We start from the raw sequence: 24,532 nt of genomic DNA, 5'->3' as shown, positions 1-24,532 counted from the left end.
CTCTCGGGCCGCCAATGGGAGCTGAACTACCCCAACTGTCGCTCGCTATAATTGAAACATCGATGCAAGCGCAGGAGTGATCAATGACTAACAGTACCATTAAACTCGTAGCTCACCTCAAGGAGCGGATCGCAAAAATGTCGGTGCCCGTCCCGAGCGAAAGCTTTTTGGCAAGCCCGCTCTTCCAGATGGTTCTGCGCGGAGACGCCAAGCTCCCCCTTCATTGCGTGGAAGAGGTTGCCTCGGTCATCGGCGCCGACGTGCGGCAGCTCTTTCGTTTGGCCGCGCGCCAGTTCTACGATGAGGATGCGATTCGCCTCTTCGAACGGATGCTCGGCACGCCCATGACGAATGAGGAGCAGAAGTGGCTCCATGAAATTCGATCGGGAGCTGATGGCCCCGTCGATGAGCTGAGTAGTACGGCTAGGTGCATTGTGCGGGCATTGGCCAAGCCTCAGGCTTCTGCATAGGCCTTTCTCTGTGGGAATGGACGGTAGATCCCTAGGATCGCTGCCATTCCCCGTCCAAGTTTCAGACGACCCATTCCGCCCGCCGGACAGCCCAAATCCTCACCTGGCTAATGCAACTAATGACACTTCTCAACGATACGTGGACGGTTTCACATTTTCACAGTTTCAGGTCTGGAGATCGAAAGTTTTAATCGCAATATCTGAGTATGATTTGTGCGACGGTCAAAAATAATATTCATCAGAGGGGCGCGAGATATTTCATAACCTCATCACTTCTCTGAACCGTCGATCCCGGATTGAATCGACGCCATTGTTTCCCATCTTTCGAGATCTCGATGATGCCTCCGTGCAGACCTATCCTAACTTGCCGTCCAAAAGCGAAAGTGCCCGGAGCCCCGGTGAAAACAAAGTGTCGCGTAGTTCGCTTGATTTCATCGTACATATGGGTTCCTTGACCATTTACGATGAGAAACCATTTCAGCCCATCCTGACGAAGCACAGTTCTTCCGGCGTCGTCTGTAACCATGAGCTCTGTCGGTTTGGGCAACGACGAAATGTTCAGAACTATCGATTTGTCCGGCGTCGATACTGGATTCGCGGAGCCATAGAATTGTTCCTCTAAGGCTGATACCGCTCCCGCTGAATCTACAAGCCGCAGTTCTTTGTTGATAGCCGTGAGGCCAGGCAAAATACATCCAATCGTTTGATCAATTGTGTTTCCGATGTGGATCTGGACCGCAGTTCTCGGCTTTGTGTCAGTCCAATTAAGTTCCATGCGCCAATAGATACCAGAAGCCTTGTGTTGCTTATCAGGTTCCTTATAGTGAAGAAAAACTCGGTATTGCCCCTCTGGTATAGAGGTGATGACGTCGCTTTGCAGAGACCAAGGCCGCTCTAAGGTGTGGGCCACGAAGCGTCCGTTACATAAAAGCTCGCCCGTAATCCCAACGTTCGTCTCGTAGGTTCTGATCAGCCTCAGACTGAGGGTGTCATCTGCCGCATAAGCGATCTCTTTGACGAGGGCAGCGAGCATCGATGCGCACGCTGCCCGTCCTATAGTTCTACGCGTATAGAGGATGGACATTAGTAGTGCCTCTTAGTTTGTCGTCAGCTTTTACTACCAACTACTAACTACTACTACCAACTACTACCAACTACTACCAACTACTACTACTACTCTCCGCTTCCTCCGTCACCTCCTCCTCCGGCCGCGTCACCTCCGCCTGCGTCACCGCCGTCACTGCCGCCCGGCTCTTCCCCGGCAGGCCAGGTCGTGCCTGTTCCATCCCCATTTCCCATGGTTGTGCTGTCTGGGGTGATGATTACTCCCTCATCGGGATTGTCCATGTTGATCTCTTCCGCTCGAATATGACTTGTGAGAGAGAAGAGTGCGGACAATGCTAGAAAGCCATAAGTGACCTTTCTCATGCGAACCTCCTCTTGGCTAGGGAAAGGACCATCCTCAGCGAGGAGTATAGGCCCGAGCATTTCAAGAGGATAGTCAATCAATAGTAGTACTCATCTTCAGCTCTCATGGCTGTCGCCAAATGCCGCATCGGCGCACACGATAGTTGTGATCGAGGTTGTAAGAGCTTTTGAGATGGACCGCCGGTGAATTGGAGGGAACTACCGGCTGTGTGGCCCGCGATGGCCGCCGTCCGCCTTGGACGAGCTGTCCAGATGCAGCTGAGGTGCCTTCCGAGCGTGGGATGCTAAAGCGATCCGGAAAATTGGTCCGCTGGACTGTTCCGGATGCCGCGGTGTTTCCCCACCCAAGTCACTGAAAAACAAGGATAAATGCTGAATGGCTGGGGAACCTGGATTCGAACCAAGATCGACGGAGTCAGAGTCCGCTGTTCTACCATTGAACTATTCCCCAGCAAGCGAACCGGCGGGCGGTTCGGCTGGTGTGCGGCGCTTATAAACAAAAGCCCGGCGATTGCAAATACCTGTTTTGAAAAAAATCGGCCTTCTCAGGCCGGCGGTGAAACTCTTCCGCAAAGCCCTCTGTCAAAAAAGAATTTGGTGATTTTGGTGGGCGCTGATATTCTTGCGGCAACGCAAAAATCAAACGAGCGCCTGCTGCATACCTCCGGGACTTGCGCGGCGCGGTGGAAAACAACGTGGAAGACCCCGAAGGCGGCGCGAAGCCGCAATTTGACGGGGCGACGGCGGCAGGGCGCAGGGACGGCAAGAAGTCCAGGCGTCGCAAGGGCAAGCGCGGCGGGCAAACCCGCAGCGTCGCCCATCCCGCTTCGCATGAGTTCCCCGGCAGTGCCGGGCAGCCTGCGCGCCCCATGGAAGATGCGGCCGGACATCCGGCTCGCAAGCGCAAGCGCCGTCGTCGCGGCGGTCAAGGCGCTTCGCAGGATAGTTCAGTTCAAAACCAGAAGGTGGAACAGGACGCGGCAGCCGCCCGGCCCGACAGCGAACAGGCATCGAGCCGGCGCAACCGCCGGAAGCATCGCGGCAAGCGCGGGCTGCAGGGCCGGCCGCTGTCATCGGCAAAGCCTTCCCATGTGCCCCTGCAGGAAAGCCGCGTCGAAGAGACGGTGCGCAGTGCCGTCCCGCGCGAGATGCAGAACGGCGCCGGCGCCGGCCGCAAAGGCCGCCAGGAGAGCCACGGTCACCAGGGGGATCGTCAGGCCGGCGAGCATGCATGGCCGGAAGAACTCTATGCCGCGCTCGATCTCGGCACCAATAATTGCCGTCTGCTGATAGCCCAGCCGACCCGGCCGGGCCAGTTCCGCGTCGTGGATGCCTTTTCCCGCATCGTACGGCTCGGCGAGGGTCTTGCCGCCAGCGGCCGTCTCTCCGACGAGGCGATGGAAAGGGCGATCGAGGCGCTGAGGATCTGCGCCGGCAAGCTGAGGAACCGGGAGATCCGCCGCATGCGGCTGATCGCCACCGAGGCCTGCCGTCAGGCGGTCAACGGCGCGGAGTTCCTCGGCCGCGTTGTCGCCGAAACCGGCCTCGAACTTGAGATCATCGACCGGGAGACCGAGGCACGCCTCGCGGTCTCCGGCTGCTCCTCGCTCGTTGGCCGCGAGACTCGTTCCGTCGTCCTCTTCGATATTGGTGGCGGCTCGTCGGAGATCGCCGTCATCCGCATCGGCGATAGTCGCTTCAGCCGGCTCGCCAATCACATCACCCATTGGACCTCGCTGCCGGTCGGCGTCGTGACGCTGTCGGAGCGTCACGGCGGGCGCGACGTCACGCCGGATGTTTTCGAAGGCATGGTGCGCGAGGTCGAAGCCATGCTCGGATGCTTCGACTGCCCGGAGATCGAGATCGCCCAGACTGGCGATTTCCACCTGATCGGCACGTCGGGCACGGTGACGACGCTTGCCGGTGTCCATCTCGACCTGCCGCGCTATGACCGGCGCAAGGTCGATGGCATCTGGCTCTCGGATGACGAGGTCTCCGCCATGCAGGCGAAGCTTCTCTCCTGGGATTTCGAAAGCCGCGCCGCCAATCCCTGCATCGGGCCGGACCGGGCCGATCTGGTGCTTGCCGGCTGCGCCATTCTGGAGGCGATCCGCCGCCGTTGGCCGAGCCCGCGCATGCGGGTCGCCGATCGCGGCTTGAGGGAAGGCCTGCTCACCGACATGATGGCCGATGACGGCGTGTGGCGGCGCCATCGCAACCGCCGCGGCCAGCGGGCGAAATAAGGGGAAGGGCATGACAAAGGCACCGATCGCGGGAAACCGCACCGGCCGCAAGCTCGGCCAGCGCGTCAAGAACAAGAAGATGAAGGCGTCCTCCCGCCAATGGCTGCAGCGCCACATCAACGATCCCTATGTGCAGCGCGCCCAGCTCGAAGGCTATCGCGCCCGCGCCGCCTTCAAGCTGTTGGAGATCGACGAGAAATACCACATCCTGCGCGGCGCCAGGCGCATCATCGATCTGGGTGCGGCTCCCGGCAGCTGGTCACAGATCGCCGCCAAGGTCACCGGTTCGACGGATGAGGACGTGCGTGTGGCCGCGATCGATTTCCTCGAAATGGCCCAGCTTCCCGGCGTCAAGATCCTGCAGCTCGACTTCCTCGATCCGAGCGCGCCGGAAAAGCTGATGGAGGCGGTCGGCGGCACGCCCGATCTCGTCATTTCCGATATGGCCGCGCCGACCACGGGCCACCACAGAACCGATCATCTGCGCACCATGCATTTGTGCGAGGTTGCGGCCCATTTCGCCGTCGAGGTGCTGGGAGAGGGCGGGCATTTCCTCACCAAGACCTTCCAGGGCGGCACCGAGCGTGATCTGCTCGCCATGCTGAAGCAGAATTTCCGCCAGGTCGTCCATGTCAAGCCGAACTCGTCACGCGCCGAATCGGTGGAGATGTTCCTGCTGGCCAAGGGCTTCAAAGGCCGCAAGGCGGAAGCTGACGCAGAGCAAGCTTGATCTCGGGTCCATCCCGGTTGATGATGATCCCATGCTTCTCTACATCACGCTCGGAACCAACGATCTTCATCGCGCAGGTCATTTCTATGACGCCGTGCTGGGTGCGCTCGGCTATCGTCGCCAGCGTCATACAGAAGAGGAGATCGGCTATTCCGCCGAAGGCGACACGCGCTGCCGCTTCTGGGTGGTGACGCCGTTCAATCGCCACCGGGCGACTGCCGGTAACGGCGCCATGGTGGCGCTTGCGGCCGAAACGCGGGCGGCTGTCGATGCCTTCCACGCAGCCGCGATTGCGGCGGGCGCGGCGGATGAAGGCGGGCCTGGCCTGCGCTCCTACCATGCCCATTTCTATGCGGCCTACGTCCGCGACCTCGACGGCAACAAGCTTAGTGCAGTCTGCGAACGTCCCGAATAAAGCCCGGCCTATTTCACCATCGATTGTTCGGCTTCGATGGCCGACGGCTTCACGCCTCTCGAGCGATGGCCGGAAACGAGGGCGCCAGCGTTGCGATCCATGCGGACGAAGGGAATGGTCGCAATCACCGTCAGTCCGGCAAAGATGTAGAAAGCCAGATGGAAATCGGCCACATCAAGCGCCTCGCCCCTGAGATAGATCGAGGTCTCCAATATTGCGGCCGCCACCGCGACGCCGAGCGCCAGGCTGACCTGCTGCATGACGGAGCTCATCGATGTCGCCTGGCTGGCTTCGGCATCATCGATATCGGCGAAGGCAAGCGCATTGACGCCGGTGAACATGAAGGAGCGGGAGAAACCGCCGAGAAGCAGCACGCCGATGATGACGAGGTGCGGCGTTGCCGGCGTGAAGAAGCCGGTGATGACGGTCACAAGCGTCGTCACCATGGCGGCGCCGACGAGTGTCGTGCGAAAGCCGGTGGCGGCGAAAACGCGCTTGGCCATGAACTTTGTGGTGATCGCCCCGATCGCCCCGGCAAAGGTGATGAGGCCGGATTGGAACGGCGTCAGCCCGAAGCCGAGCTGCAGCATCAGCGGTGTCAGGAACGGCATGGCGCCGACGCAGATTCGAAAGAGATTGCCGCCCATGGTCGAAGCCCGGAACGTCGGATTTTTGAACAGGTTGAGGTTGAGGATCGGCGCTGGGTGGCGCTTCGCATGGCTGATGTAGAGGACGCCGCAGGCAAGGCCGATAAAGGTCGCGGTGATGCCGATGATCGGCGGCAGGGCCGGCAGGCTGACCACCGACAGGCCGAAGACGACGCCGGCGGCTGAAAGCGAGGTGAGCACGAAGCCGGTGAAATCGAGCTTCGGCGGCGCGATCGCTTCCACCTCCGGCAGGAAGATCGTTGCAAGCCAGATGCCGATGATGCCGACCGGCACGTTGATCAGGAAGATCCAATGCCAACTGAAATAGGTAGTGATGAAGCCGCCGAGCGGCGGGCCCGTGAGCGGGCCGACCAGCGCCGGGATCGTCAGCAGCGCCATGGCGGAAACCAGATCGCTGCGCTTCGTCGTGCGCACCAGCACCAGGCGGCCGACCGGCGTCATCATCGCGCCGCCCATGCCCTGCAGGAAGCGGGCAAACACGAATTCGACGAGATTGGACGAGAAGGCGCAGAAAATCGAGCCGATGACGAAGACGGAGATGGCAAGCCGGAAAATCTTCTTGGCGCCGAACCTGTCGGCCATCCAGCCGCTGACCGGGATGAACACCGCCAGCGCCACCATGTAGGAGGTCAGCGCCAGCTTCAGCGTAATCGGCCCGACATTGAGATCCCCGGCGATTGCGGGCAACGCCGTCGAAATCACGGTGGAGTCCATCTGCTCCATGAAGAGAGCGACGGCAAGGATCAGCGGGACGATGCGGTTCATAGGCGGGAGCCTTGATAGGCTGCGGATTGGAGCAGGAAAGGCATTTGCTGTGTAGACTCACTTCCCGGGCCTGCCAATCCTTCAATCCGCTTCGATGGAACGTTTGGTTCACGTCTGCGTGAGATGGCTTGCCCGACATCCTTCCCTATCAACATTGACCTATGTTCACCTACCCGGGCAGGAAATACGGCCAGATCGTCGGGTCGGCGCGATGGCGCGCCGCGCATCAAAGGGGAGTGGACATGGCAATCTCAACGCCAATAAGGCGGCGCACGTTTTTTGCCACAGGCCTCGGGCTGCTGGCTGCGCCGGTGATTTTAAGAGAGAAGGCCGTGGCGGCCGCGACTGGAGAAAGCAGCAATATGAATGCAATGCCTTTGCCCGAGATCGATCAATTCAAGCTCGGTTCCTATAAATTCACAGTGGTGCGCGATGGCATCAACATCTCCGAAAAACCCTATGAAACCTACGGCACCAATCAGGATCCCGAGACGGTCAAGGCATTGCTGACTGCAAACTTCCTGCCGGCCGACAAGCTCCTGAGCGGCTATACGCCTGCCCTCATCGATACCGGCGCGGATGTCATTCTTGTCGATACCGGCTTCGGTGCAGCGGGGCGGGCGCGTGGCGCCGGCCGGCTTGCCGAAGGCTTGAAAGCCGCAGGATACTCGGCCGACGACGTCACCCTCGTGGCGCTCACCCATCTGCACGGCGATCATATCGGCGGTCTCATGGAAAATGGCGCAGCCGCCTTCAAGAATGCCCGCTATGTCATCGGTCAGGCCGAATATGATTTCTGGTCGAGCAAATCACGCGAAGGCACGCCCGCCGAAGGCGGCCACAAGGCCGTGCTTGCCAACCTGACGCCGCTCGTCGAAAAAGCCATCTTCATCAAGGACGGTGACAGCATTGCGCCCGGCATGACGGCGATGCTGGCCGCGGGTCACAGCCCGGGCCACATGGTGTTCCATGTGGAATCCGAGGGCAAGCGCCTGGTGCTGACAGGCGATACGGCCAACCACTATATTCTGTCGCTGCTGCGCCCGGATTGGGAAGTGCGCTTCGATATGGACAAGGCGCAGGCGGCGGCCAGCCGCCGCAAGGTTTTCGACATGATCGCCACCGACAAGATCGCCTTCCTCGGTTACCACATGCCGTTCCCCGCGGTCGGTTTCGCCGAAAGGCAGGATGGCGGCTATCGCTTCGTGGCGAAGACCTATCAGTTCGACATTTGATCTACCGCATGTCGTCCGGAAGTGTGTAGCGGTTCCGGGATAACGACATGCGTAAAAACAAAGAGCTAAAGCGCATCGCATGAATGAAGTTTGACGCGATGCGCTTTCCCGCGCCGCGCGTCTTGGCAGACGCGCAAGGGACGCTGTAACACTTTGAATCTACGCATCGTGCTTTCCGAAATCGATTCCGATTTTCGGGCCGATGCGGTAGATGCATGGCTCCCATGACGATCCGGCGGCCACGCCGGGCTTTTTGCTATTTCCTTCCTGTCATAGACGTGTTACCAGCCCTCGCCAACTTCCAAGCAACTCATGCACACCGCCGGGGCGGACGATTCGTTTCCGGGACGGGTTGCATTTTCTTAACTGAAGGAATTTGGCCATGGCCCGCATCATTGAAACGGCAACCGGCGCGGACGCGCTTACCTTCGACGACGTGCTGCTGCAGCCCGGCCATTCCGAGGTCATGCCCGGCCAGACGAATATCGCAACCCGCATCGCCCGCGACTTCGATCTCAACATCCCGATCCTCTCTTCGGCCATGGATACCGTCACCGAGAGCCGGCTGGCGATCGCCATGGCCCAGGCCGGCGGCCTCGGCGTCATCCACCGCAACCTGACGCCGATCGAGCAGGCCGAAGAGGTCCGCCAGGTGAAGAAGTTCGAAAGCGGCATGGTCGTCAATCCGGTCACCATCGGCCCGGAGGCGAAGCTTGCCGAAGCGCTCTCCCTGATGAAATCGCATGGCATCTCCGGCATCCCGGTCGTCGAGAAGTCCGGCCGCCTCGTCGGCATCCTCACCAACCGCGACGTCCGCTTCGCCTCGGATCCGGAGCAGAAGATCCATGAGCTGATGACCAAGGACAATCTGGTCACGGTCAAGGAGAGCGTCGATCAGCAGGAAGCCAAGCGCCTGCTGCACTCGCATCGCATTGAGAAGCTGCTGGTCGTCGACGCCGAAGGCCGCTGCGTCGGCCTCATCACCGTCAAGGATATCGAGAAGTCGCAGCTGAACCCGAACGCCTCCAAGGATGCGCAGGGCAGGCTTCGCGCCGCCGCCGCCATCAGCGTCGGCGATGACGGCTTCGAGCGGGCCGAACGCCTGATCGAGGCCGGCGTCGACCTTTTGGTCGTCGATACCGCCCATGGCCATTCGCAGCGTGTTCTCGATGCTGTCGCCCGGGTCAAGAAGCTTTCCAACTCGGTCAGGATCATGGCCGGCAACGTCGCCACCTATGACGGCACCAGAGCGCTGATCGATGCCGGCGCCGACGCCGTCAAGGTCGGCATCGGCCCGGGTTCGATCTGCACGACGCGCATTGTCGCCGGCGTCGGCGTTCCGCAGCTCGCCGCCATCATGTCGGCCGTCCAGGCCGCCCAGGATCAGGATGTGCCCGTCATCGCCGACGGCGGCATCAAATTCTCCGGCGACCTTGCCAAGGCGATCGCCGCCGGTGCTTCTGCCGTCATGATCGGCTCGCTGCTCGCCGGCACCGACGAGAGCCCGGGCGAGGTTTATCTTTACCAGGGCCGTTCCTTCAAGGCCTATCGTGGCATGGGCTCCGTCGGCGCCATGGCCCGCGGTTCGGCCGATCGTTATTTCCAGGCTGAGGTGCGCGACACGCTGAAGCTCGTGCCCGAAGGCATCGAGGGCCAGGTGCCGTACAAGGGACCGGTCTCGGCCGTCGTCCACCAGCTCGCCGGCGGTCTCAAGGCGGCCATGGGTTATGTTGGCGGCAAGGACCTGAAGGATTTCCAGGAGCGCGCCACCTTTGTGCGCATCTCCGGCGCCGGCCTTCGCGAAAGCCACGCCCATGACGTGACGATCACCCGCGAGAGCCCGAATTATCCGGGCGCCGGCCTCTGATCATGAAGGCGGGCAGCGCAATTCCGCTCTGGATCGTCGCGCTGCTCGCCGCCCTTTGCCTTGCCGTGCTCGCCTGGACGACCTTCGGCTTCGTCGTGCCTTTCAAGCACGAAACCGGGCAGGCGGTGCTCGACACCTACTTCGCCGGCTACGACGAATCGACCGTCTTCCACATGCAGAAGCTGCTCGATGAAAATAAGACGGCGGCCAAACTGCTCAGCGCCATGTATTTCGGGCCGGAGCTGATCTTTCCGGCATTGCTGACGGCGCTGCTGTTCGTCGTCTTCCTCGGGCTTGGTCCCGTCGGCTCGTGGTTCGGCCGGTCACTTCATCCGCTCATAGCCAAGGCGATCTCTCTGCTGCCTTTCATCTACGGCATCTCCGACTACGGCGAGAACATTTCCAGTCTGATTGCCTTCGGCAACAGCGCGTCCGCAGGTCTTGCAATGCACGTGCTGCCGTGGATGACGCGGTTGAAATTCGCAAGCCTCGCTATCTGCTTCATCGTCGCGGCCCGGCTTGCAATTGCCCGTTGGCTGTCGCCACGCCAGGACTGAAGTGGCTATCAGCTCCTTCGCCGCCAAACCGGATTTGACAGTCTCGCCATCATGAAATCGGAAAGTACCTCGACCTTCGCTGGCCGGTTCCGCGCGGAAGGTGTGACGAAATACAGTGCGCCGGTCGGCAGTGTCCAGTCGGGAAGAATCGGCTTCAGCCGGCCGTCTATCAGATAGTCATGCGCGAGAAACTCCGGAAGTTCGATGATCCCGAGGCCGCTTAGCGCCATTGGCACCAAGGCTTGCGAATTTGTGGCCTTGAGAGAGCCACTTGGCACGATGACCTCCTCCTTGCCTTCACTGTTGCGCAGGCGCCAGACATCCTGTCGCGCCCTATAGGCGTATCCCAGGCAATGGTGAGCCGCTAGGTCGCGCGGATGTTCCGGCACGCCGTACCGGTCGAGATATGCGGGTGCAGCGAGAATGAAGCGATCCACCGGCGTCAGCCTTCGCGCGACCAAGGACGAATCCGGCAGTACTGCGATTCTGAGCGCGGCATCAAAACCCTCTCCCACGATATCGACGACGGCATCGCTCATGTGCAGGTCGATGGAAATCTCCGGAAAGCGCTCGAAAAAATCAGGCAGGACCGGGGCAAGCCAGCGCGTCCCGAAGGCCATCGGTGCGGCAAGCCTGATGAGACCCTTCGGCCGGGTGGCAATCTCCCGGGCAGCGTCCTCCGCCCTCTCGGCCTCGGCATAGATTCGTGCGGCGCTATCGACCAGTCGCAGGCCGAATTCGGTCAACGCCAGCTGCCGGGACGTCCGGTTGAAGAGCCTGGCGCCGAGTCTGTGCTCAAGACGGCTGACGGCCCGCGAAACGGTCGGCACCGACACGCCGAGCGTCTGCGCAGCCCGAAGGAAGGAACGCTCTTCCGCGACCTTCGCAAACATCGCAAGACCCTCGAAATCGGGAAACTTTGTCATTTCATTCCTGAAACAATGGCTTTCAACTCTTTCTATTCCGCAACGATGCTTTCGTCCATATCTCAGCTTCAGTCGAACCAAGGAGACGACAATGACACAACGACTGAACGCAAAGATTGCGGTTATCACGGGCGCCACTTCGGGCATCGGCCTTGCAACGGCCAAGCGCTTCGTAGCCGAGGGCGCCCGGGTCTTTATCACGGGTCGCCGCAAGGATGTTCTCGATGCAGCAATCGCTGAGATAGGCGGCGAGGTTGTGGGAATTCAGGCGGATTCAGCCAATCTCGCCGACCTCGATCGCCTCTATGAACGGGTGAAGGCAGAATCCGGGAAAATTGACGTGCTCTTCGTCAACGCGGGTGGCGGCTCCATGTTGCCCCTCGGCGAAATCACTGAAGAGCAGTATGACGACACGTTCGATCGGAACGTGAAGGGGGTTCTCTTTACGGTGCAGAAGGCCTTGCCGCTGCTCTCGCCAGGATCATCGATCATCTTGACGGGATCGACCGCAGGCTCGACCGGCACACCCGCCTTCAGCGTTTACGCCGCATCGAAAGCCGCCTTGCGCAGCTTTGCGCGCAACTGGATCCTCGACTTGAAGGATCGCGGCATTCGGATCAACACGCTTAGTCCTGGCCCGACGGAAACGACTGGACTGGTCGAATTGGCGGGCAAGGACCCAACGCAGCAGCAGGGCTTGCTCGACGCCTTGGCAGCCCAGGTGCCTATGGGCAGGGTCGGTCGCGCCGAGGAAGTTGCCGCTGCCGCACTCTTCCTTGCCTCGGAGGATTCCAGCTTCGTCAGCGGTGCCGAACTCTTCGTCGATGGCGGCAGCGCCCAGGTGTGAAGACAATATCGGGTTTGCGGTTGCACAGCGGCGAGCCGCTGGCATCCGCTTATCCTTTCCGCTAATGCTGCCAACGGCATATAAAGCGGAAAGGAAGTGGCGATCATGACCGGCTATGAAATCTTCTGGCCACTCCTTGCCCATGTGGCCCTGGTCTATGGTCTCTACGCGCTTCTTGGCCTGAGACGCGGGAAAATGGTGCGGGTCGGAAAGATCCGCAAACAGGACTATCGCGAAAATCGTGACGAACCCGCCGAAAGCCTTGTCGTCAAGAATTGCCTCGCCAACCAGTTCGAATTGCCTGTACTCTTTTACCCCTGCTGCATTCTTCTCTATATCGCCGAGGCCGACAATCTTGTCGCCCTCGGCCTCGCCTGGCTCTTCGTCGCTCTGCGTTACGCTCATGCCGCCATTCACGTCACCAGCAATGATCTCAGTTACCGCAGCCCGATCTTTGCTGCCGGTTATCTGGTGCTTGCAGCCATGTGGGGTTGGCTCGCCATCTGGATGGCGATGGGCTGACGGCGATGTGCGCAGGCGGCAATCTGCCGGATTTTACAACTATCTGACGTTTTTTGCGCCCTCGTCAATCAGAGCAATGCGGCCTAGGAGCCTGATTTCTCACGCGTTTGCCTATCGTTAAAATCTGAGCGTTTCCATTTACCGCTGATGAAGGCTTGCATGTCATATCCGCTCGACGCGGTGGTGGTAGATAGCCTGCGCCGCGAAACAATAAGAATGGGAACGACATGGGCGCGGAAAGCATGGATCGCATCGGCTTGCGCAGGAAGCCGAAGCAGGAGCGTAGCATCCAGAGGCTGGATCTTATCCTCGCTGCCGCCGCCAAGATAATCGCCCAAAAGGGCGTCAGCGCCATGCGGATGACGGAGCTCGCGGTCGCCGCCAAGGTGCCGATCGGCTCGGTTTACCAGTATTTCCCGGAGAAGGCGGCGATCGTCAAAGCCCTGTTCGACCAGCACGCTTCGGCGATTCAGGCGAAGACGGCGGCGATGTTCAGCGACGTGCAGTCCCTCGACCAGGCCCTCGATCTCGTCTGCGCCACCATCGACTGGTACTACGAATCCTATCGCGACGATCCCGTTTATCTCGGCGTCTGGATGGGAACCGAAACCGATCAGGATCTGCTTCGGCTGAATATCGAGCATAGCGGTCGCGTCGCTGGTATCTTCGATGACGCTGTACGCCGGTTGGCTCCCGACCGTTGCGACGAGGAAATGTTCGCGCGCACTTACCTTTTTAGCCACCTGATCGGCGCCGTCATCCGACTTGCGGCCGTCAGCGAAGAGGCCATAGCGCAGCGCATGCTCGGCGAGTGGAAACGCGTCATCCGGGCCTCCCTTTTTGCCGCGAGCGTCGCCTGAGGCCTTCTACCAGCTCGGCACCATATTGGCAGCCTTCAGCCGCGGATAAAGGCGCGCCTGGGCGGATTTGACATCCGCTTCCAGCCCGTCGTCGACGACAGCCGGCGTGATGTTGTCGAGGCAGGCAGTGATATGGGCCGTGATTGCGTTCATCAGCGACAGCGAGACGCCAGGCCGTTTCATGATGCCGATCTGCACCGGCGGCAGCGCCGGGAAACCGTCGGCCTGGCTCAGCACCTTCATGCCCGTCCGCAGCGCCGATTCCGGCATCACCGAGACCGCCATACCGGCAAGCACGGCCGCGGCGACGACGGTGCAGGACCAGCTGGTGAACAGGATCTGGTGCTCGCGCCCGACGGCATCGAGCGCCGAGCAGGCAAGCTGGCGCCATTGGCAGTCGCGGCGGCCAACGGCTAGCGGCACCGGCGCATCGTCGCGGATCGGATGGTTGGCCGAGCCGACCCAGCAGAGCGGCTCGGTTCTGACCACATCGGACATGCGCTCGCGCGGATTGTGGGTGACGAGGGCGATATCGAGCTCGCCCTTGTGCATGCGCTCGGCAAGGTCCATCGACGGCTCGCAGACGATGTAAAGCTCGACATTCGGATGCGTCTTGGCAAAACGGCCGATGATCTCAGGCATATAGCGGTCGGCGTAATCGTCCGGCGTGCCGATGCGTAGCGTCCCCTCCAGCCTGTTGTCGTCAAAGGCGGCGATCGCCTCATTGTTGAGGCGGATGATGCGCCGGGCGTAATTGAGCAGTTTTTCACCCTCGACCGTCAGCCGATTGCCGCGGCCGTCCTTGATGAACAGCTGCTTGCCGATGCGCTCTTCGAGACGGCGCATCTGCATGGAGACGGCGGATTGGGTCTTGTAGACCCTGTCGGCGGCCTTGGTGAAGCTGCCGGAATCGACGATGGCGATGAAAGTCTGCAACTGGTCGAGATCAAGAGGCGCGGACATGGGTTCACCTATAAAGATAGCTGATGATAATCATTAGAAACATTCGTTGGACTGATCAATAGGTCTTTGGCATCTTCGGGATGCAAATCAAGCAAAGTGAAGGACAGACACCCTGCCTGTCCGAGCCGAATTCAGCCTGCTCCCTTCCGCACGACCTCGCGGCAGGGGTGGGTTGTTGCGTGCCCCGAAAGAAAGGAGAGTTCGATGCACACGACAGACCGGACACTAGAACTCGACTGCGGCAAGCTTACCCCGACGTTTTCCCAGCGTCTGGCGGCAGGCCTCGCCCCGTTGACCTTCCTCTTTCGCGTGTTTCGCAATCGCATGGAGATCAACGCGCTGCATGATCTGAATGATACGCAGCTGAGAGATATCGGCCTCACCAGGGCCGATCTGACCTCGGCGTTCCTGGCCTCGACGTTTTTCGAGGATCCGTCGGAACATCTGACGCGTTCGGCGCGCAATCGTTGGCGCCTGCAGTTCTTCCGTTCCTGCGACGAGTAGGAGCGCAAGTTTCCCCGCAGGGTGATAGCCAATAGCCCTGCCGCTTGACCCGGCGATCGGCTTTCCCAGCCATCGCCGGGTCTTTTTATGTCTTAGGGTCAGGCGAAGGCTTCGGCCGGTAAGTTTCGAAAATCGCCTCCAGATTCCTCTGGTAGCTCTTCTGCACTTCCAGCCCGCTGTCGAACATGGCGTTCAACATCTCCGCATAGCTGTCGGCATTGACCTTCGCCTCTTCCTTCGGAGCCTCCGGCGTCTTCGCGGTAGGCTGCTGGGCTGCCGGTTGCTGGCCGAGCCCGGCCATCATCTCCTGGAAGGCCTTGGCGAAAGGATTGTCGAGGAATGGGTTCGGGGCAGGCGCCGGTTGCTGTTTCGGCATCGAAAACATCAGTTGCATCGCCTGCGTGAAGGGATTGTCGAAAATGCTGGACTCCGGGGCTGCCTTCGGCTTCGGCGCAAAGCCCGTACTCTCAAGCCATTTTTGAATGCTCTCGCCCATCGCCGTGTTGGCGAAGGGGTTGACAGGAGAGGCCATCTGGCCGGTCGTCTGCTTGAAGAGCCCGCCCATCAGCGTGTCGGCCAGCACCGGCAGCATCTGTTTGTAGATGTCCTGTCCGATCCCGGTCATCTGGGCGGCCTGGGCTGCGATCGCCCGCGAAACCTCCTTGGAGCCGAACAACTGGGCAAGGATGTTGTTGCCGTCGGAAATGCCCTCCGGCGTGAAGGCCCGGCTCATATCCTCGAAATATCGCGCGTAATTGCCGGAGGCGACGGCCTGCATCAGCCCGACGAAATCGTAAGGATTGCCGGTGCTGCGCTTCAGGCCGGCGGAAAAGGCCGGCATCAGCGCCGCCATGGCCTTCGTCGCCTGTTCCTGCGCCAGGTTGAATTGCCGGGCGATCGCTTCCATCGCCGCGCCGTTCTGCGCCTGCATCATCATATCGAAGAGTGGCAGCATGGAGGTCCCTTTCCCCGAGTCGTGACGCGTTGTGACGTCACTATATCCGGAAATGGTAATACGCAAACGGCTTTTTGTCAGAGGGGCTTAGGACGATCTCAGTACTGATAATCCTCGAAGACCGGTTCGACGGAACCCTGCCAGCGGCCGTGATAGAGCGACAGCAGATCCTCGGCGAGCGTCGCCTTCTTGGCAAGCACCTCGTCGAGCGGCGCCAGGAAGATGCTTTCGTCCTGGCCTTCGCCGTTAAGCCTGCCGCGCGCCTTGAGGCCGGCCCTTGAGATGCCGACGACCTCGCGCGCCGCCTCGAGCAGCGCATGCCCGCGAAACTCGGCCTTCAACCCTTGCGCCGGAACGGCATTGCGCAGGGCGCCGATCTCGGCAAAGCTCCAATCCTTCGTCAGCTCGTCGGCGGCCTGAAGGGCCGCATCGTCGTAGAGCAGGCCGACCCAGAAAGCGGGCAACGCACAGATGCGCCGCCATGGGCCGCCGTCGGCGCCGCGCATTTCGAGGAAGCGTTTCATTCGCACGTCCGGGAAGAGCGTGGAAAGATGGTTTGTCCAGTCACCCATCGTCGGCGCCGGATCGGCGACCTCGCCCTTCAACGCGCCGTTCATGAACTGGCGGAAGGTCACATGGGTACAGTCGTGATAGTGCCCGTCGCGGACGATGAAATACATCGGCACGTCGAGCGCCCATTCGGCATAATCGCGGAAGCCGAAATCGTCGCGGAACGTGAAATCGAGCAGGCCCGAGCGCTGGTTGTCGACATCGCGCCAGATATCGCCGCGCCAGGAGAGCAGCCCGTTCGGCTTGCCCTCGGTGAAGGGCGAGGATGCAAACAGCGCGGTCGCCAGCGATTGCAGCTTCATCGAGACGCGCATCTTCTGGCGCATGTCGGCTTCCGAGGAGAAATCGAGATTCACCTGGATCGTGCAGGTGCGATACATCATGTCTAGGCCCTTGGTGCCGACCTTCGGCATATAGCGGGTCATGATCTCGTAGCGCGATTTCGGCATTTGCGGGGTTTCGGCATAGGTCCATTTCGGACTGCCGCCGATGCCGAGGAAACGGATGCCCATCGGTTCGGCGATCTCGCGCAGCGTCGCCAGGTGCTGGTTCGATTCCCTGCAGGTCTGGTGGATTGTCTCCAGCGGCGCGCCTGACAGTTCGAACTGGCCGCCGGGCTCGATCGAGATCGCCCCCATGCCGTGCTGCTCGGCAAGGCCGATGATGTTGCCGCCGTCCATGATCGGCTCCCAGCCGCTCTTTTTCTGCAGGCCGGTAAGCAGGGCCGAGATGCTGGCATCGCCGAAGTAGGGAACCGGGCTGTTGTCGGCGCGGAAGAAGGCGAACTTCTCATGTTCGGTGCCGATCCGGAAGCGCTCCCGCGGCTTGTTGCCCGCGGCGATGTAATCGGTCAATTCCTGAACGGAAGAGAGCGGTGTCTGGTCGGTAGTGTCGCGGGCCATGCGGGGTACCTGTATTCAAAAGGCGCCCAGGGGGCCGGGCAATTGGAAGGTGATTAGGACCCAAGCCACGTATGTTGCAAGTGAAATTCTTTCAACGACGCATCAAAAAAACAGCAGTGATTTCCGCGTCAACCCGTTTTCCCGGTCATGTCCAGTCGCCGATCGCCGCCTGGACCACCGCCAGCGCCGCAACAGCGGCCGTATCGGCCCGGAGGATGCGAGGTCCGAGCGGAATGGCAGTGACGAAATCGAGGCTTCGAAGCCGCGCCCGCTCATCCTCCGAAAAGCCGCCTTCCGGCCCGACGAGCAGAGCGAGATGCCTTTCTTGGATGGCTGCCAGCACCGGCAGCGGGTTTTGCCCGGCGTCACCCTCGTCGCAATAGATGATGCGGCGCTCGCTCGGCCAATGGTCGAGCAGGTCGGAAAGCCTCACCGGCTCGGCCACGGCGGGGATGCCGAGAATACCGCATTGCTCCGCCGCCTCGACGACATTGGCGCGCAGCTTGTCGAGATTGGTGATCTTCCCCTGCACATGCTGGGTCATGACAGGCTGCAGCAGCCCGGCGCCCATTTCCACCGCTTTCTGCACGAGATAATCCATGCGGCCGACTTTGAGCGGGGCAAAGAGATAGTGCAGGTCCGTGGCCGCCGGCTGCGGCCGCGTCTCTTCGGTTGCCGTCAGCAGGATGCGTTTGCGCGTCGGGAAGGACAGCGTCGCCCGCCACTCGCCGTCGCGGCCGTTGAAGAGCAGGATGTCTGTGCCGTCCTCCATCCTCAGCACGTTGGCGAGATAGTTGAAATGGTCGGCATTCGCCTCCACGACGGCGCCGCTGGAAAGCGGCGCGTCGACGAAAAGTCGTTGCATGCGGAAATTGGCGCGCATTGGAAAAAACTCGGGATCTCAAACGAAGAGCGCGAACATAACCCAATAAATCATCGCCGCAAGCGCTGCCGAAACCGGCACGGTGATGATCCAGGCGGCGATGATCGTCATGAAATGCGAGCGCCGCACCAGATAGCGTCGCCGCCTCTCGTGGATATTCGGCTCCTCCGGCTCGTCGATATCGAAGCTCTCCGTCTTGCGCCTGATATAGGCGATGCGGCGCTTCGAATGGCGCGTATACCATTCGCGGAAGAAGCCGACGCCGAAGACGGAGCCGACGGCGATATGGGTGGTGCTGACCGGCAGGCCGAGCCAAGAGGCGACGATGACGGTGAAAGCGGTCGACAGCGCGACGCAATAGGCGCGCATCGGATTGAGCTTGGTGATCTCCTCGCCGACGAGGCGGATGAGCCGTGGCCCGAAGAGCAGCAGGCCGACGGAGATGCCGAAGGCGCCGATCAGCATCACCCAGAGGGGCGAATGGCCGACGCCGCCAACGCCGCCGATGCCGACCGAATGGACGATCGCCGAAAGCGGCCCGACCGCGTTCGAAACGTCGTTTGCGCCATGCGCGAAGGATAGCAGCGCCGCCGAGCCGATCAGCGGCAGCCGGAACAGCGCCCGCAGTGAACTGTTGCGGTTTTCAAGATCCCGCGCCTGGACGAGGACGAGCGGCCGGGCGATAAGCCAGGTCACCAGCCCGATGGCGATCCCGATCAGAATGACGGTGAAGGGCGGAAATCTACCGATCGGCGACAGCTGCAGCACCATATAGGCCATGAAGGCGCCAGCCATCGTCGCGACCAGCACCGGTACCCAACGCCGCGCCGCCGCGATCTTGTCGTCGCGATAGATGATGAGCGTCTTGACGAGATAGAGCAGGCCGGCCGCGATCAGTCCGCCAAGGAGCGGCGAGGTGATCCAGCTCGAGGCGATCTCGAACATTACCCGCCAATTCACCGGCTCCGGCCCCACAGCTGAGATGCCGGCCCCGATCACCGCCCCGACGATCGCATGCGTGGTGGAAACGGGCGCGTTCATCCAGGTTGCAAGGTTGATCCAAAGGGCGGCTGCGGTCAGCGCCGCCATCATGATCCAGCCGAGCACCGCCGGCGACACCTGGCCAGCATCGACGATGTCGGAGGAAATCGTCTTGACCACTTCGCCGCCCGCGATCGTGGCGCCCAAGACCTCGAAGATCGCAGCAATGACCAGCGCCTGGCCCATCGTCATGGCGCGTGCACCGACGGCCGCACCGACGTTGTTGGTCACGTCGTTGGCGCCGATATTCATCGCCATGTAGCCGGCAAGGGCCGCTGCCGCCACGACGAGTACGGCGCCCGGACGGTCGAAGACATAGACGCCGGCAAAGAGCATGACCAGGCCGACGAAAATCAGCCCGAGCCCGGGTGCCACCAGCAGTCGCGCAACGTGCTTTGCCGCGTCCTCGACATAGGTGATTTTATCGAGGTCTTTATCGAGCGTGCGTTTGGTAAGAACTGCGGGACGGGGCGGCATTCTTTTTCCTGAGGGATGAAGCTGCTTCTACGCTGCTTTCCTAGCAGTGCAAGATGGCAGGATTCATTCCGCTGGAATTTGCTTGGCCGCCGGACCTTTTTTGGCCACCGGAATTCGCTTCGCCGGTCTGACTGAAAGCTTGTCGGTCATCTTTTGTTTGAAGGCGAGGAAGAGGTTGCGAAGCTCCGGTTCGCGCACGCGGCTCACCGCCTCGTCGACCGAGACCCACTCGATGGTGCGTTCGCCTTTTTCCTTGAAGGTCTTCGCCATGTCGGTGACCTCAAGCGCATAGACCTGCACTTTGCAAACCACCTGCACACCGTCGCGCAGCACTTTCGGATAGGTGTAGGAACCGAGCGTTTCCGCCTCGACGGAGCCGCGAACGCCGGCTTCCTCCAGAGCTTCCTGCAGGGCGACCTCATGGGCGCACTTGCCGTTCATCGGCCAGCCCTTGGGAATGACCCAGCGGCCGGTGTCGCGGCTCGTCATCAGGAGTACCTCGACTTCACCGCTCTTCTTCTTCAACCGGTAGCAGAGCGCACCATATTGCTGTCGCGGCGGGCGCCGGAACATCAGTCGCACATCGGATGCCAATCGGGCGAGAAGAGTCAATTGTCGGGTCACCTTTACAGTGGTTGTTAGGAATCACTCATATGCGTGTATCACGGAACGCTGACACAATCCAAAGCCGCGACGATCCGAAACATGATTTAACCGCCGTTCATAGGGGAAATCGGGCTGGGGCAGGCTCAAAAAAACCGTCACATCCTGTTTCGAATGCGCCATGTTGCACAGGTGTACAATATGGCTTCGTCCGGACCCCTAATCAATGGCGGGACGAATTGTTCCACCAGCATTTTTGAAAATGTGGTAACCATGCCTCGCTGTCCCACCGCTGCCTTGCTTCGTGCACTTTCGTGCCGCGGTTACGGGCCGCCATCAGCGCTCCCAATAGGGGATCGGCCCGTAAAGCTCGCTCAGATAGTCGATGAACAGCCGCACCTTGGCCGGCAGGAACTGCCGGCTAGGATAGACGGCCGAGAGCGCGACATTGTGCGAGCCCTCATAGGCGGGCAGCACCTGCACCAGACGGCCGGCCTTCAGTTCCTCGCCGATATCCCAGGTGGACCGCAGCGCGATCCCGAGCCCCGCGATGACGGCCTCGCGGATCACCTCGCTGGAATTGGTGATCAGCATGCCGTCTGGCCGCAGGCTGAGGGCTCCGTCCGGCCCGTTCAGCCGCCAGGTGTCGTTATTGTGCGCCGGCAGGCAGCGATGGTGTTTCAGATCGTCGATATGCCTGGGCTCGCTATGCGCGGCCAGGTAATCCGGCGAAGCACAGAGCAGCCGGCGCACGGGCGCCAGCCGTCGGGCGACGAGGCTGGAATCGGTCAGTTCGGCAATCCGGATCGCCAGATCGAAACCGCCGCCGACGATGTCGCTGAATTCGTCGGTCAGCACCAGGTTGATCGCAAGCTCCGGGTGCGCCTGCATGAACGCCTTCAGATGCGGCGCGATATGCATGCGACCGAAGGAGGTCGGCGCCGAGATCTTCAGCGTGCCGTGCATTTGCGCCGAGCGGCCGGAAATGTAGAATTCGGCCTCCTCCAACCCGGCGAGAATGCCGAGAACGCGGTCGTAAAAACCCTGTCCGGCTTCCGTCAGCGAGATCTGCCGCGTCGTGCGCTGCAAAAGCCGGGTACCGAGCCGGTCCTCCAGCCGCTTGATGCGCTTGGAGACGACGGCTGGGGAACAGCCGAGCGCCCGCCCGGCGAGCGACATGCTTCCCGTCGAAACGACCTTGGCAAAAATTTCGAGATCACCCAGATTGGTCATAAGGTTTTCAGACTTTTTCCCCTTTTGGCATAAGTGCTTAGCATTTGCGCCACTTTCGGGAAAGTGCTAAGCCGGTTCACCGGCGACAGAGGCTGGCGGCCCTTCCCGCTGTCATCTTACCGCTGTGACTTCCGGTCGTCAGGGTCAGGGAGGACATCATGTCCGACGCCATTCCGTTTCTCGCCCCGCGCGCCGATGTGCTGGCGCGCCGCGCCCGGATCGTTGCCGATCTCGCCGATCTTCTGCAACCGGAATGCCTGGTTCATGAGGCGCGCGAACTGGTGCCGTTCGAGACAGACGCCTTCGTGTCCTATCGCCGCCTGCCGCTTGCCGTCGCCCTGCCGCGCACCACGGCCGAGGTGGCGGCCGTCATGCGCTATTGCCAACGCTACGGCATTCCCGTGGTGCCGCGCGGCGCCGGCACCTCGCTTTCCGGCGGCGCCATTCCGCAGGAGGATGCCGTTGTGCTCGGCCTGTCGAAGATGAACAGCATTCTCGAAATCGATCTGCCGAACCGTGTCGCCGTGGTTCAGGCGGGTGTCACCAATCTCAACATCTCCGAATCCGTCTCGGCCGACGGCTTTTTCTACGCGCCTGATCCGAGTTCGCAGCTCGCCTGCACGATTGGCGGCAATATCGGCATGAATTCCGGCGGCGCCCACTGCCTGAAATATGGCGTCACCACCAACAATCTGCTCGGCGTCAGAATGGTGCTGGTCGACGGCACAGTGATCGAACTCGGCGGCAAGGCGCTCGACGCGGCCGGTTACGACCTGCTCGGCCTCGTCTGCGGCCACGAAGGCCAGCTCGGCATCGTCACCGAGGCGACCGTGCGGCTGATCGCCAAGCCGGAAGGCGCCCGTCCGGTGCTCTTCGGCTTCGAAAGCTCGGAAGAGGCCGGCGCCTGCGTTGCCGATGTCATCGCCGCCGGAATCATCCCGGTTGCCATCGAGTTCATGGACAAGCCGGCGATCGAGATCTGCGAGGCCTTCGCCCATGCCGGCTATCCCCTCGATGTCGGGGCACTGCTGATTGTCGAGGTCGAGGGTTCGGACGCCGAAATGGACGCCACCCTCAAAGACATCGTCGAGATCGCCCGCCGCCATGCTGTGAAGACCGTGCGCGAATGCCAGTCGGCCACCGAGGCGGCGCTGATCTGGAAGGGGCGCAAATCCGCCTTCGGCGCCACCGGCCGCATCGCCGACTATATCTGCATGGACGGCACCGTGCCGCTCAGCCAGCTTTCCCATGTGCTGAAGAGAACTGCCGAGATCGTCGATCACTACGGCCTGCGGGTCGCCAACGTCTTTCATGCCGGCGACGGCAACATGCATCCGCTGATCCTCTTCAATGCCAACGACCCCGAGGATGCCGCCCGCGCAGAAGCCGCCGGCAACGATATCCTCAAGCTCTGCGTCGATGCCGGCGGCTGCCTCACCGGCGAGCATGGCGTCGGCATCGAAAAGCGCGACCTGATGCGCCATCAATATTCGGAGGCCGATCTCGCCCAGCAGATGGCGGTGCGCGCCGCCTTCGATCCGGGCTGGCTCCTCAACCCGTCGAAGGTCTTCCCGCTCGAAGGGCGCCCTGCCGCATGATCGATCTGATGCCGACAAGCGAGGAACAGGCGGCGGCGATCGTCCTCGCACATGCGGAGACGAACCGGCCGCTCGCTGTCTGTGGCGGTGATACGCGCTCCGGTTTCGGCAATGCCGTTGCATCAGAAGACCGGCTGCGATCGACCAGGCTTTCCGGTATCATCGCCTACAATCCCGGCGAGATGGTCATGACGGTCCGCTCGGGTACGCCGCTTGCCGAGGTCGAGGCGGCACTGTCCGAAGGCGGCCAGATGCTTGCCTTCGAGCCAATGGATCATCGCCCAATCATGCGCAGGTCGGGCGAGCCGACGATCGGCGGCGTCTTCGCCGCCAATGTTTCCGGCCCGCGCCGCCTCGTTGCCGGAGCGGCCCGCGACAGCCTGCTCGGTGTTCGCTTCGTCAACGGCAGGGGCGAGATCATCAAGGCCGGCGGCCGGGTGATGAAGAACGTCACCGGCCTCGATCTCGTCAAGCTGATCGCCGGCTCGCATGGAACGCTGGGTTTTCTCACCGAACTGACCTTCCGCGTGCCGCCGCGCCCGAAGACGGAACAGACGCTGGTTCTCTCCGGCCTCAACGATGCCGAAGCGGCCAATGCCATGGCGGCGGCGATGGCGCTGCCGGTCGAGGTCTCCAGTGCCGCCCATCTGCCGCTGACGGTGACCTGGAAATTCCTTGCCGGCAAATTGCCCGAGGGCGAGGCGACGGTTCTGCGCGTTGAGGGCCTGGCCGGTTCGGTCGGCGTGCGCATGGAAAAGCTTGCGGCGGCGATGTCGGCCTTTGCCACGGTGACGCGGCTGGATGAGCCGGAGAGCCAGAGGCTCTGGCGAGAAATCCGTGATGTATTACCCTATGCCGACGGTACGACACGGCCGGTCTGGCGCGTCTCGGTCGCGCCGGGAGCCGGCCACCAGCTGGTCGCGGCCCTTCGTCTAGAAGCCGGCGTCGACGCCTTCTACGACTGGCAGGGCGGTCTCGTCTGGATGAGGATGGAGGCGGACCCCGAAGCAGATCTGGTCCGCCGCTTCATCAAGGTGCTCGGTGGCGGCCATGCGACGCTGATCCGTGCTTCGGACGCGGCGAGGGCGGCAACGGCGGCCTTCCATCCGGAGCCGGAGGCAGTGGCGATGCTGTCGCGGCGGGTGAAGGAGAAGTTCGATCCGGCGGGGATCTTCAATCCGGGGAAGATGGGGTGAGAAGATGAGTTTGCGCGTGGTCCACCCCCCTCTGTCCTGCCGGACATCTCCCTCACAAGAGGGAAGATTGGCAA

Annotated in this window: 24 protein-coding genes and 1 tRNA gene; 13 read left to right on the top strand and 12 right to left on the bottom strand. The window is 61.5% G+C overall.

Translation table 11 applies throughout. From position 1 onward, the window contains the following. The first annotated feature begins 83 nt into the window (after positions 1-83). On the top strand, positions 84-470 hold the full coding sequence (locus tag J7U39_RS16000) for a hypothetical protein (RefSeq protein WP_210629079.1): 387 nt from the start codon (positions 84-86) through the stop codon (positions 468-470). Between the two features lie 238 nt (positions 471-708). On the opposite strand, the gene J7U39_RS15995 is transcribed toward J7U39_RS16000, so the two are convergent. The 3 genes from J7U39_RS15995 to J7U39_RS15990 form a co-directional block, all read right to left on the bottom strand. Continuing rightward, positions 709-1,554: a DUF5675 family protein gene (locus J7U39_RS15995; protein ID WP_210629078.1), complete on the bottom strand. Its 846-nt coding sequence runs from the start codon at positions 1,552-1,554 to the stop codon at positions 709-711. 73 nt (positions 1,555-1,627) lie between these two features. Beyond that, entirely contained in the window at positions 1,628-1,756 is a 129-nt protein-coding gene (locus J7U39_RS32185) for a hypothetical protein (RefSeq protein ID WP_259671803.1), read from the bottom strand. A 519-nt stretch (positions 1,757-2,275) separates the two neighbouring features. After that, a tRNA-Gln gene (locus J7U39_RS15990) sits at positions 2,276-2,349 on the bottom strand. Positions 2,350-2,593: 244 nt separating this feature from the next. On the opposite strand from J7U39_RS15990, the gene J7U39_RS15985 reads away from it, so the two are divergent. Genes J7U39_RS15985 through J7U39_RS15975 form a run of 3 tightly spaced genes read left to right on the top strand, consistent with a single transcriptional unit; the run spans position 2,594 to position 5,286 of the window. Next, positions 2,594-4,141 carry a Ppx/GppA phosphatase family protein gene (locus J7U39_RS15985; protein ID WP_210629077.1) on the top strand — a complete coding sequence of 516 codons (1,548 nt, stop codon included), beginning with the start codon at positions 2,594-2,596 and terminating at the stop codon, positions 4,139-4,141. A 10-nt stretch (positions 4,142-4,151) separates the two neighbouring features. Then, a complete protein-coding gene (locus J7U39_RS15980) occupies positions 4,152-4,871 on the top strand; it encodes an RlmE family RNA methyltransferase (RefSeq protein ID WP_064681032.1) in 720 nt (239 codons plus the stop codon). A 31-nt stretch (positions 4,872-4,902) separates the two neighbouring features. Next, a complete protein-coding gene (locus J7U39_RS15975; protein ID WP_210629076.1) occupies positions 4,903-5,286 on the top strand; it encodes a VOC family protein in 384 nt (127 codons plus the stop codon). Positions 5,287-5,294: 8 nt separating this feature from the next. Here the strand turns inward: J7U39_RS15975 and J7U39_RS15970 are convergent, their stop codons facing one another. Then, entirely contained in the window at positions 5,295-6,719 is a 1,425-nt protein-coding gene (locus J7U39_RS15970) for a DHA2 family efflux MFS transporter permease subunit (RefSeq protein ID WP_210629075.1), read from the bottom strand. 242 nt (positions 6,720-6,961) lie between these two features. Between J7U39_RS15970 and J7U39_RS15965 the strand changes: the two genes are divergently transcribed. The 3 genes from J7U39_RS15965 (at position 6,962) to J7U39_RS15955 (ending at position 10,378) form a co-directional block, all read left to right on the top strand. Beyond that, complete coding sequence (locus J7U39_RS15965) at positions 6,962-7,954, top strand: MBL fold metallo-hydrolase (RefSeq protein ID WP_210629074.1); 993 nt, start codon at positions 6,962-6,964, stop codon at positions 7,952-7,954. Positions 7,955-8,336: 382 nt separating this feature from the next. Next, positions 8,337-9,821 (top strand): IMP dehydrogenase, encoded by a 1,485-nt coding sequence (guaB, locus tag J7U39_RS15960; RefSeq protein WP_210629073.1) that lies wholly within the window; start codon positions 8,337-8,339, stop codon positions 9,819-9,821. A gap of 2 nt (positions 9,822-9,823) precedes the next feature. Continuing rightward, on the top strand, positions 9,824-10,378 hold the full coding sequence (locus J7U39_RS15955; RefSeq protein ID WP_210629072.1) for a hypothetical protein: 555 nt from the start codon (positions 9,824-9,826) through the stop codon (positions 10,376-10,378). 8 nt (positions 10,379-10,386) lie between these two features. Here J7U39_RS15955 and J7U39_RS15950 read toward each other — a convergent pair whose 3' ends face one another. Further along, on the bottom strand, positions 10,387-11,304 hold the full coding sequence (locus J7U39_RS15950) for a LysR family transcriptional regulator (protein WP_210629071.1): 918 nt from the start codon (positions 11,302-11,304) through the stop codon (positions 10,387-10,389). Positions 11,305-11,395: 91 nt separating this feature from the next. Here J7U39_RS15950 and J7U39_RS15945 point away from each other — a divergent pair, with 91 nt between their 5' ends. The 3 genes from J7U39_RS15945 (at position 11,396) to J7U39_RS15935 (ending at position 13,533) form a co-directional block, all read left to right on the top strand. Then, complete coding sequence (locus tag J7U39_RS15945; protein WP_210629070.1) at positions 11,396-12,151, top strand: SDR family oxidoreductase; 756 nt, start codon at positions 11,396-11,398, stop codon at positions 12,149-12,151. Between the two features lie 105 nt (positions 12,152-12,256). Further along, the gene (locus tag J7U39_RS15940; protein WP_210629069.1) at positions 12,257-12,673 is read left to right on the top strand and encodes an MAPEG family protein; all 417 of its coding nucleotides are present in this window, start codon (positions 12,257-12,259) and stop codon (positions 12,671-12,673) included. Between the two features lie 227 nt (positions 12,674-12,900). Continuing rightward, on the top strand, positions 12,901-13,533 hold the full coding sequence (locus tag J7U39_RS15935) for a TetR family transcriptional regulator (RefSeq protein ID WP_210629068.1): 633 nt from the start codon (positions 12,901-12,903) through the stop codon (positions 13,531-13,533). A 6-nt stretch (positions 13,534-13,539) separates the two neighbouring features. Here J7U39_RS15935 and J7U39_RS15930 read toward each other — a convergent pair whose 3' ends face one another. Further along, a complete protein-coding gene (locus tag J7U39_RS15930; protein ID WP_210629067.1) occupies positions 13,540-14,496 on the bottom strand; it encodes a LysR substrate-binding domain-containing protein in 957 nt (318 codons plus the stop codon). A 204-nt stretch (positions 14,497-14,700) separates the two neighbouring features. Here J7U39_RS15930 and J7U39_RS15925 point away from each other — a divergent pair, with 204 nt between their 5' ends. Beyond that, positions 14,701-15,000, top strand: a complete 300-nt coding sequence (locus J7U39_RS15925; protein ID WP_210629066.1) for a DUF1127 domain-containing protein — start codon at positions 14,701-14,703, stop codon at positions 14,998-15,000. Between the two features lie 85 nt (positions 15,001-15,085). Here J7U39_RS15925 and J7U39_RS15920 read toward each other — a convergent pair whose 3' ends face one another. The 6 genes from J7U39_RS15920 to J7U39_RS15895 form a co-directional block, all read right to left on the bottom strand. Next, complete coding sequence (locus J7U39_RS15920; RefSeq protein WP_210629065.1) at positions 15,086-15,955, bottom strand: DUF937 domain-containing protein; 870 nt, start codon at positions 15,953-15,955, stop codon at positions 15,086-15,088. A 98-nt stretch (positions 15,956-16,053) separates the two neighbouring features. After that, a complete protein-coding gene (locus J7U39_RS15915; RefSeq protein ID WP_210629064.1) occupies positions 16,054-17,427 on the bottom strand; it encodes a glutamate--cysteine ligase in 1,374 nt (457 codons plus the stop codon). Positions 17,428-17,572: 145 nt separating this feature from the next. Next, on the bottom strand, positions 17,573-18,310 hold the full coding sequence (locus tag J7U39_RS15910; RefSeq protein WP_210629063.1) for a 16S rRNA (uracil(1498)-N(3))-methyltransferase: 738 nt from the start codon (positions 18,308-18,310) through the stop codon (positions 17,573-17,575). Positions 18,311-18,328: 18 nt separating this feature from the next. After that, entirely contained in the window at positions 18,329-19,828 is a 1,500-nt protein-coding gene (locus tag J7U39_RS15905) for an inorganic phosphate transporter (protein ID WP_210629062.1), read from the bottom strand. 63 nt (positions 19,829-19,891) lie between these two features. Then, entirely contained in the window at positions 19,892-20,440 is a 549-nt protein-coding gene (locus J7U39_RS15900; protein WP_210629061.1) for an NUDIX hydrolase, read from the bottom strand. 327 nt (positions 20,441-20,767) lie between these two features. Further along, on the bottom strand, positions 20,768-21,664 hold the full coding sequence (locus J7U39_RS15895) for a LysR family transcriptional regulator (protein WP_210629060.1): 897 nt from the start codon (positions 21,662-21,664) through the stop codon (positions 20,768-20,770). Between the two features lie 158 nt (positions 21,665-21,822). Between J7U39_RS15895 and J7U39_RS15890 the strand changes: the two genes are divergently transcribed. Both J7U39_RS15890 and J7U39_RS15885 read left to right on the top strand, forming a co-directional pair. Beyond that, positions 21,823-23,262 (top strand): FAD-linked oxidase C-terminal domain-containing protein, encoded by a 1,440-nt coding sequence (locus tag J7U39_RS15890; RefSeq protein WP_210629059.1) that lies wholly within the window; start codon positions 21,823-21,825, stop codon positions 23,260-23,262. After that, entirely contained in the window at positions 23,259-24,458 is a 1,200-nt protein-coding gene (locus J7U39_RS15885; protein ID WP_210629058.1) for an FAD-binding protein, read from the top strand. The genes J7U39_RS15890 and J7U39_RS15885 overlap by 4 nt, the downstream gene beginning before the upstream one ends. Positions 24,459-24,532: the final 74 nt, after the last annotated feature.

The organism is Rhizobium sp. NLR16a, assembly GCF_017948245.1.
In the GTDB taxonomy this organism is placed as follows: Bacteria; Pseudomonadota; Alphaproteobacteria; order Rhizobiales; family Rhizobiaceae; genus Rhizobium.
The sequence above is the reverse complement of the archived record's forward strand: the minus strand, read 5'-3'. Positions and strand labels throughout refer to the sequence as shown.

Coding starts and splice junctions, on each gene's coding strand:
- J7U39_RS16000 (WP_210629079.1), top strand. CDS start 84: ATGACTAACAGTACCATTAAACTCGTAGCTCACCTCAAGGAGCGGATC.
- J7U39_RS15995 (WP_210629078.1), bottom strand. CDS start 1,554: ATGTCCATCCTCTATACGCGTAGAACTATAGGACGGGCAGCGTGCGCA.
- J7U39_RS32185 (WP_259671803.1), bottom strand. CDS start 1,756: ATGGAACAGGCACGACCTGGCCTGCCGGGGAAGAGCCGGGCGGCAGTG.
- J7U39_RS15980 (WP_064681032.1), top strand. CDS start 4,152: ATGACAAAGGCACCGATCGCGGGAAACCGCACCGGCCGCAAGCTCGGC.
- J7U39_RS15975 (WP_210629076.1), top strand. CDS start 4,903: ATGCTTCTCTACATCACGCTCGGAACCAACGATCTTCATCGCGCAGGT.
- J7U39_RS15970 (WP_210629075.1), bottom strand. CDS start 6,719: ATGAACCGCATCGTCCCGCTGATCCTTGCCGTCGCTCTCTTCATGGAG.
- J7U39_RS15965 (WP_210629074.1), top strand. CDS start 6,962: ATGGCAATCTCAACGCCAATAAGGCGGCGCACGTTTTTTGCCACAGGC.
- guaB (WP_210629073.1), top strand. CDS start 8,337: ATGGCCCGCATCATTGAAACGGCAACCGGCGCGGACGCGCTTACCTTC.
- J7U39_RS15955 (WP_210629072.1), top strand. CDS start 9,824: ATGAAGGCGGGCAGCGCAATTCCGCTCTGGATCGTCGCGCTGCTCGCC.
- J7U39_RS15950 (WP_210629071.1), bottom strand. CDS start 11,304: ATGACAAAGTTTCCCGATTTCGAGGGTCTTGCGATGTTTGCGAAGGTC.
- J7U39_RS15945 (WP_210629070.1), top strand. CDS start 11,396: ATGACACAACGACTGAACGCAAAGATTGCGGTTATCACGGGCGCCACT.
- J7U39_RS15940 (WP_210629069.1), top strand. CDS start 12,257: ATGACCGGCTATGAAATCTTCTGGCCACTCCTTGCCCATGTGGCCCTG.
- J7U39_RS15935 (WP_210629068.1), top strand. CDS start 12,901: ATGGGCGCGGAAAGCATGGATCGCATCGGCTTGCGCAGGAAGCCGAAG.
- J7U39_RS15930 (WP_210629067.1), bottom strand. CDS start 14,496: ATGTCCGCGCCTCTTGATCTCGACCAGTTGCAGACTTTCATCGCCATC.
- J7U39_RS15925 (WP_210629066.1), top strand. CDS start 14,701: ATGCACACGACAGACCGGACACTAGAACTCGACTGCGGCAAGCTTACC.
- J7U39_RS15920 (WP_210629065.1), bottom strand. CDS start 15,955: ATGCTGCCACTCTTCGATATGATGATGCAGGCGCAGAACGGCGCGGCG.
- J7U39_RS15915 (WP_210629064.1), bottom strand. CDS start 17,427: ATGGCCCGCGACACTACCGACCAGACACCGCTCTCTTCCGTTCAGGAA.
- J7U39_RS15910 (WP_210629063.1), bottom strand. CDS start 18,310: ATGCGCGCCAATTTCCGCATGCAACGACTTTTCGTCGACGCGCCGCTT.
- J7U39_RS15905 (WP_210629062.1), bottom strand. CDS start 19,828: ATGCCGCCCCGTCCCGCAGTTCTTACCAAACGCACGCTCGATAAAGAC.
- J7U39_RS15895 (WP_210629060.1), bottom strand. CDS start 21,664: ATGACCAATCTGGGTGATCTCGAAATTTTTGCCAAGGTCGTTTCGACG.
- J7U39_RS15890 (WP_210629059.1), top strand. CDS start 21,823: ATGTCCGACGCCATTCCGTTTCTCGCCCCGCGCGCCGATGTGCTGGCG.
- J7U39_RS15885 (WP_210629058.1), top strand. CDS start 23,259: ATGATCGATCTGATGCCGACAAGCGAGGAACAGGCGGCGGCGATCGTC.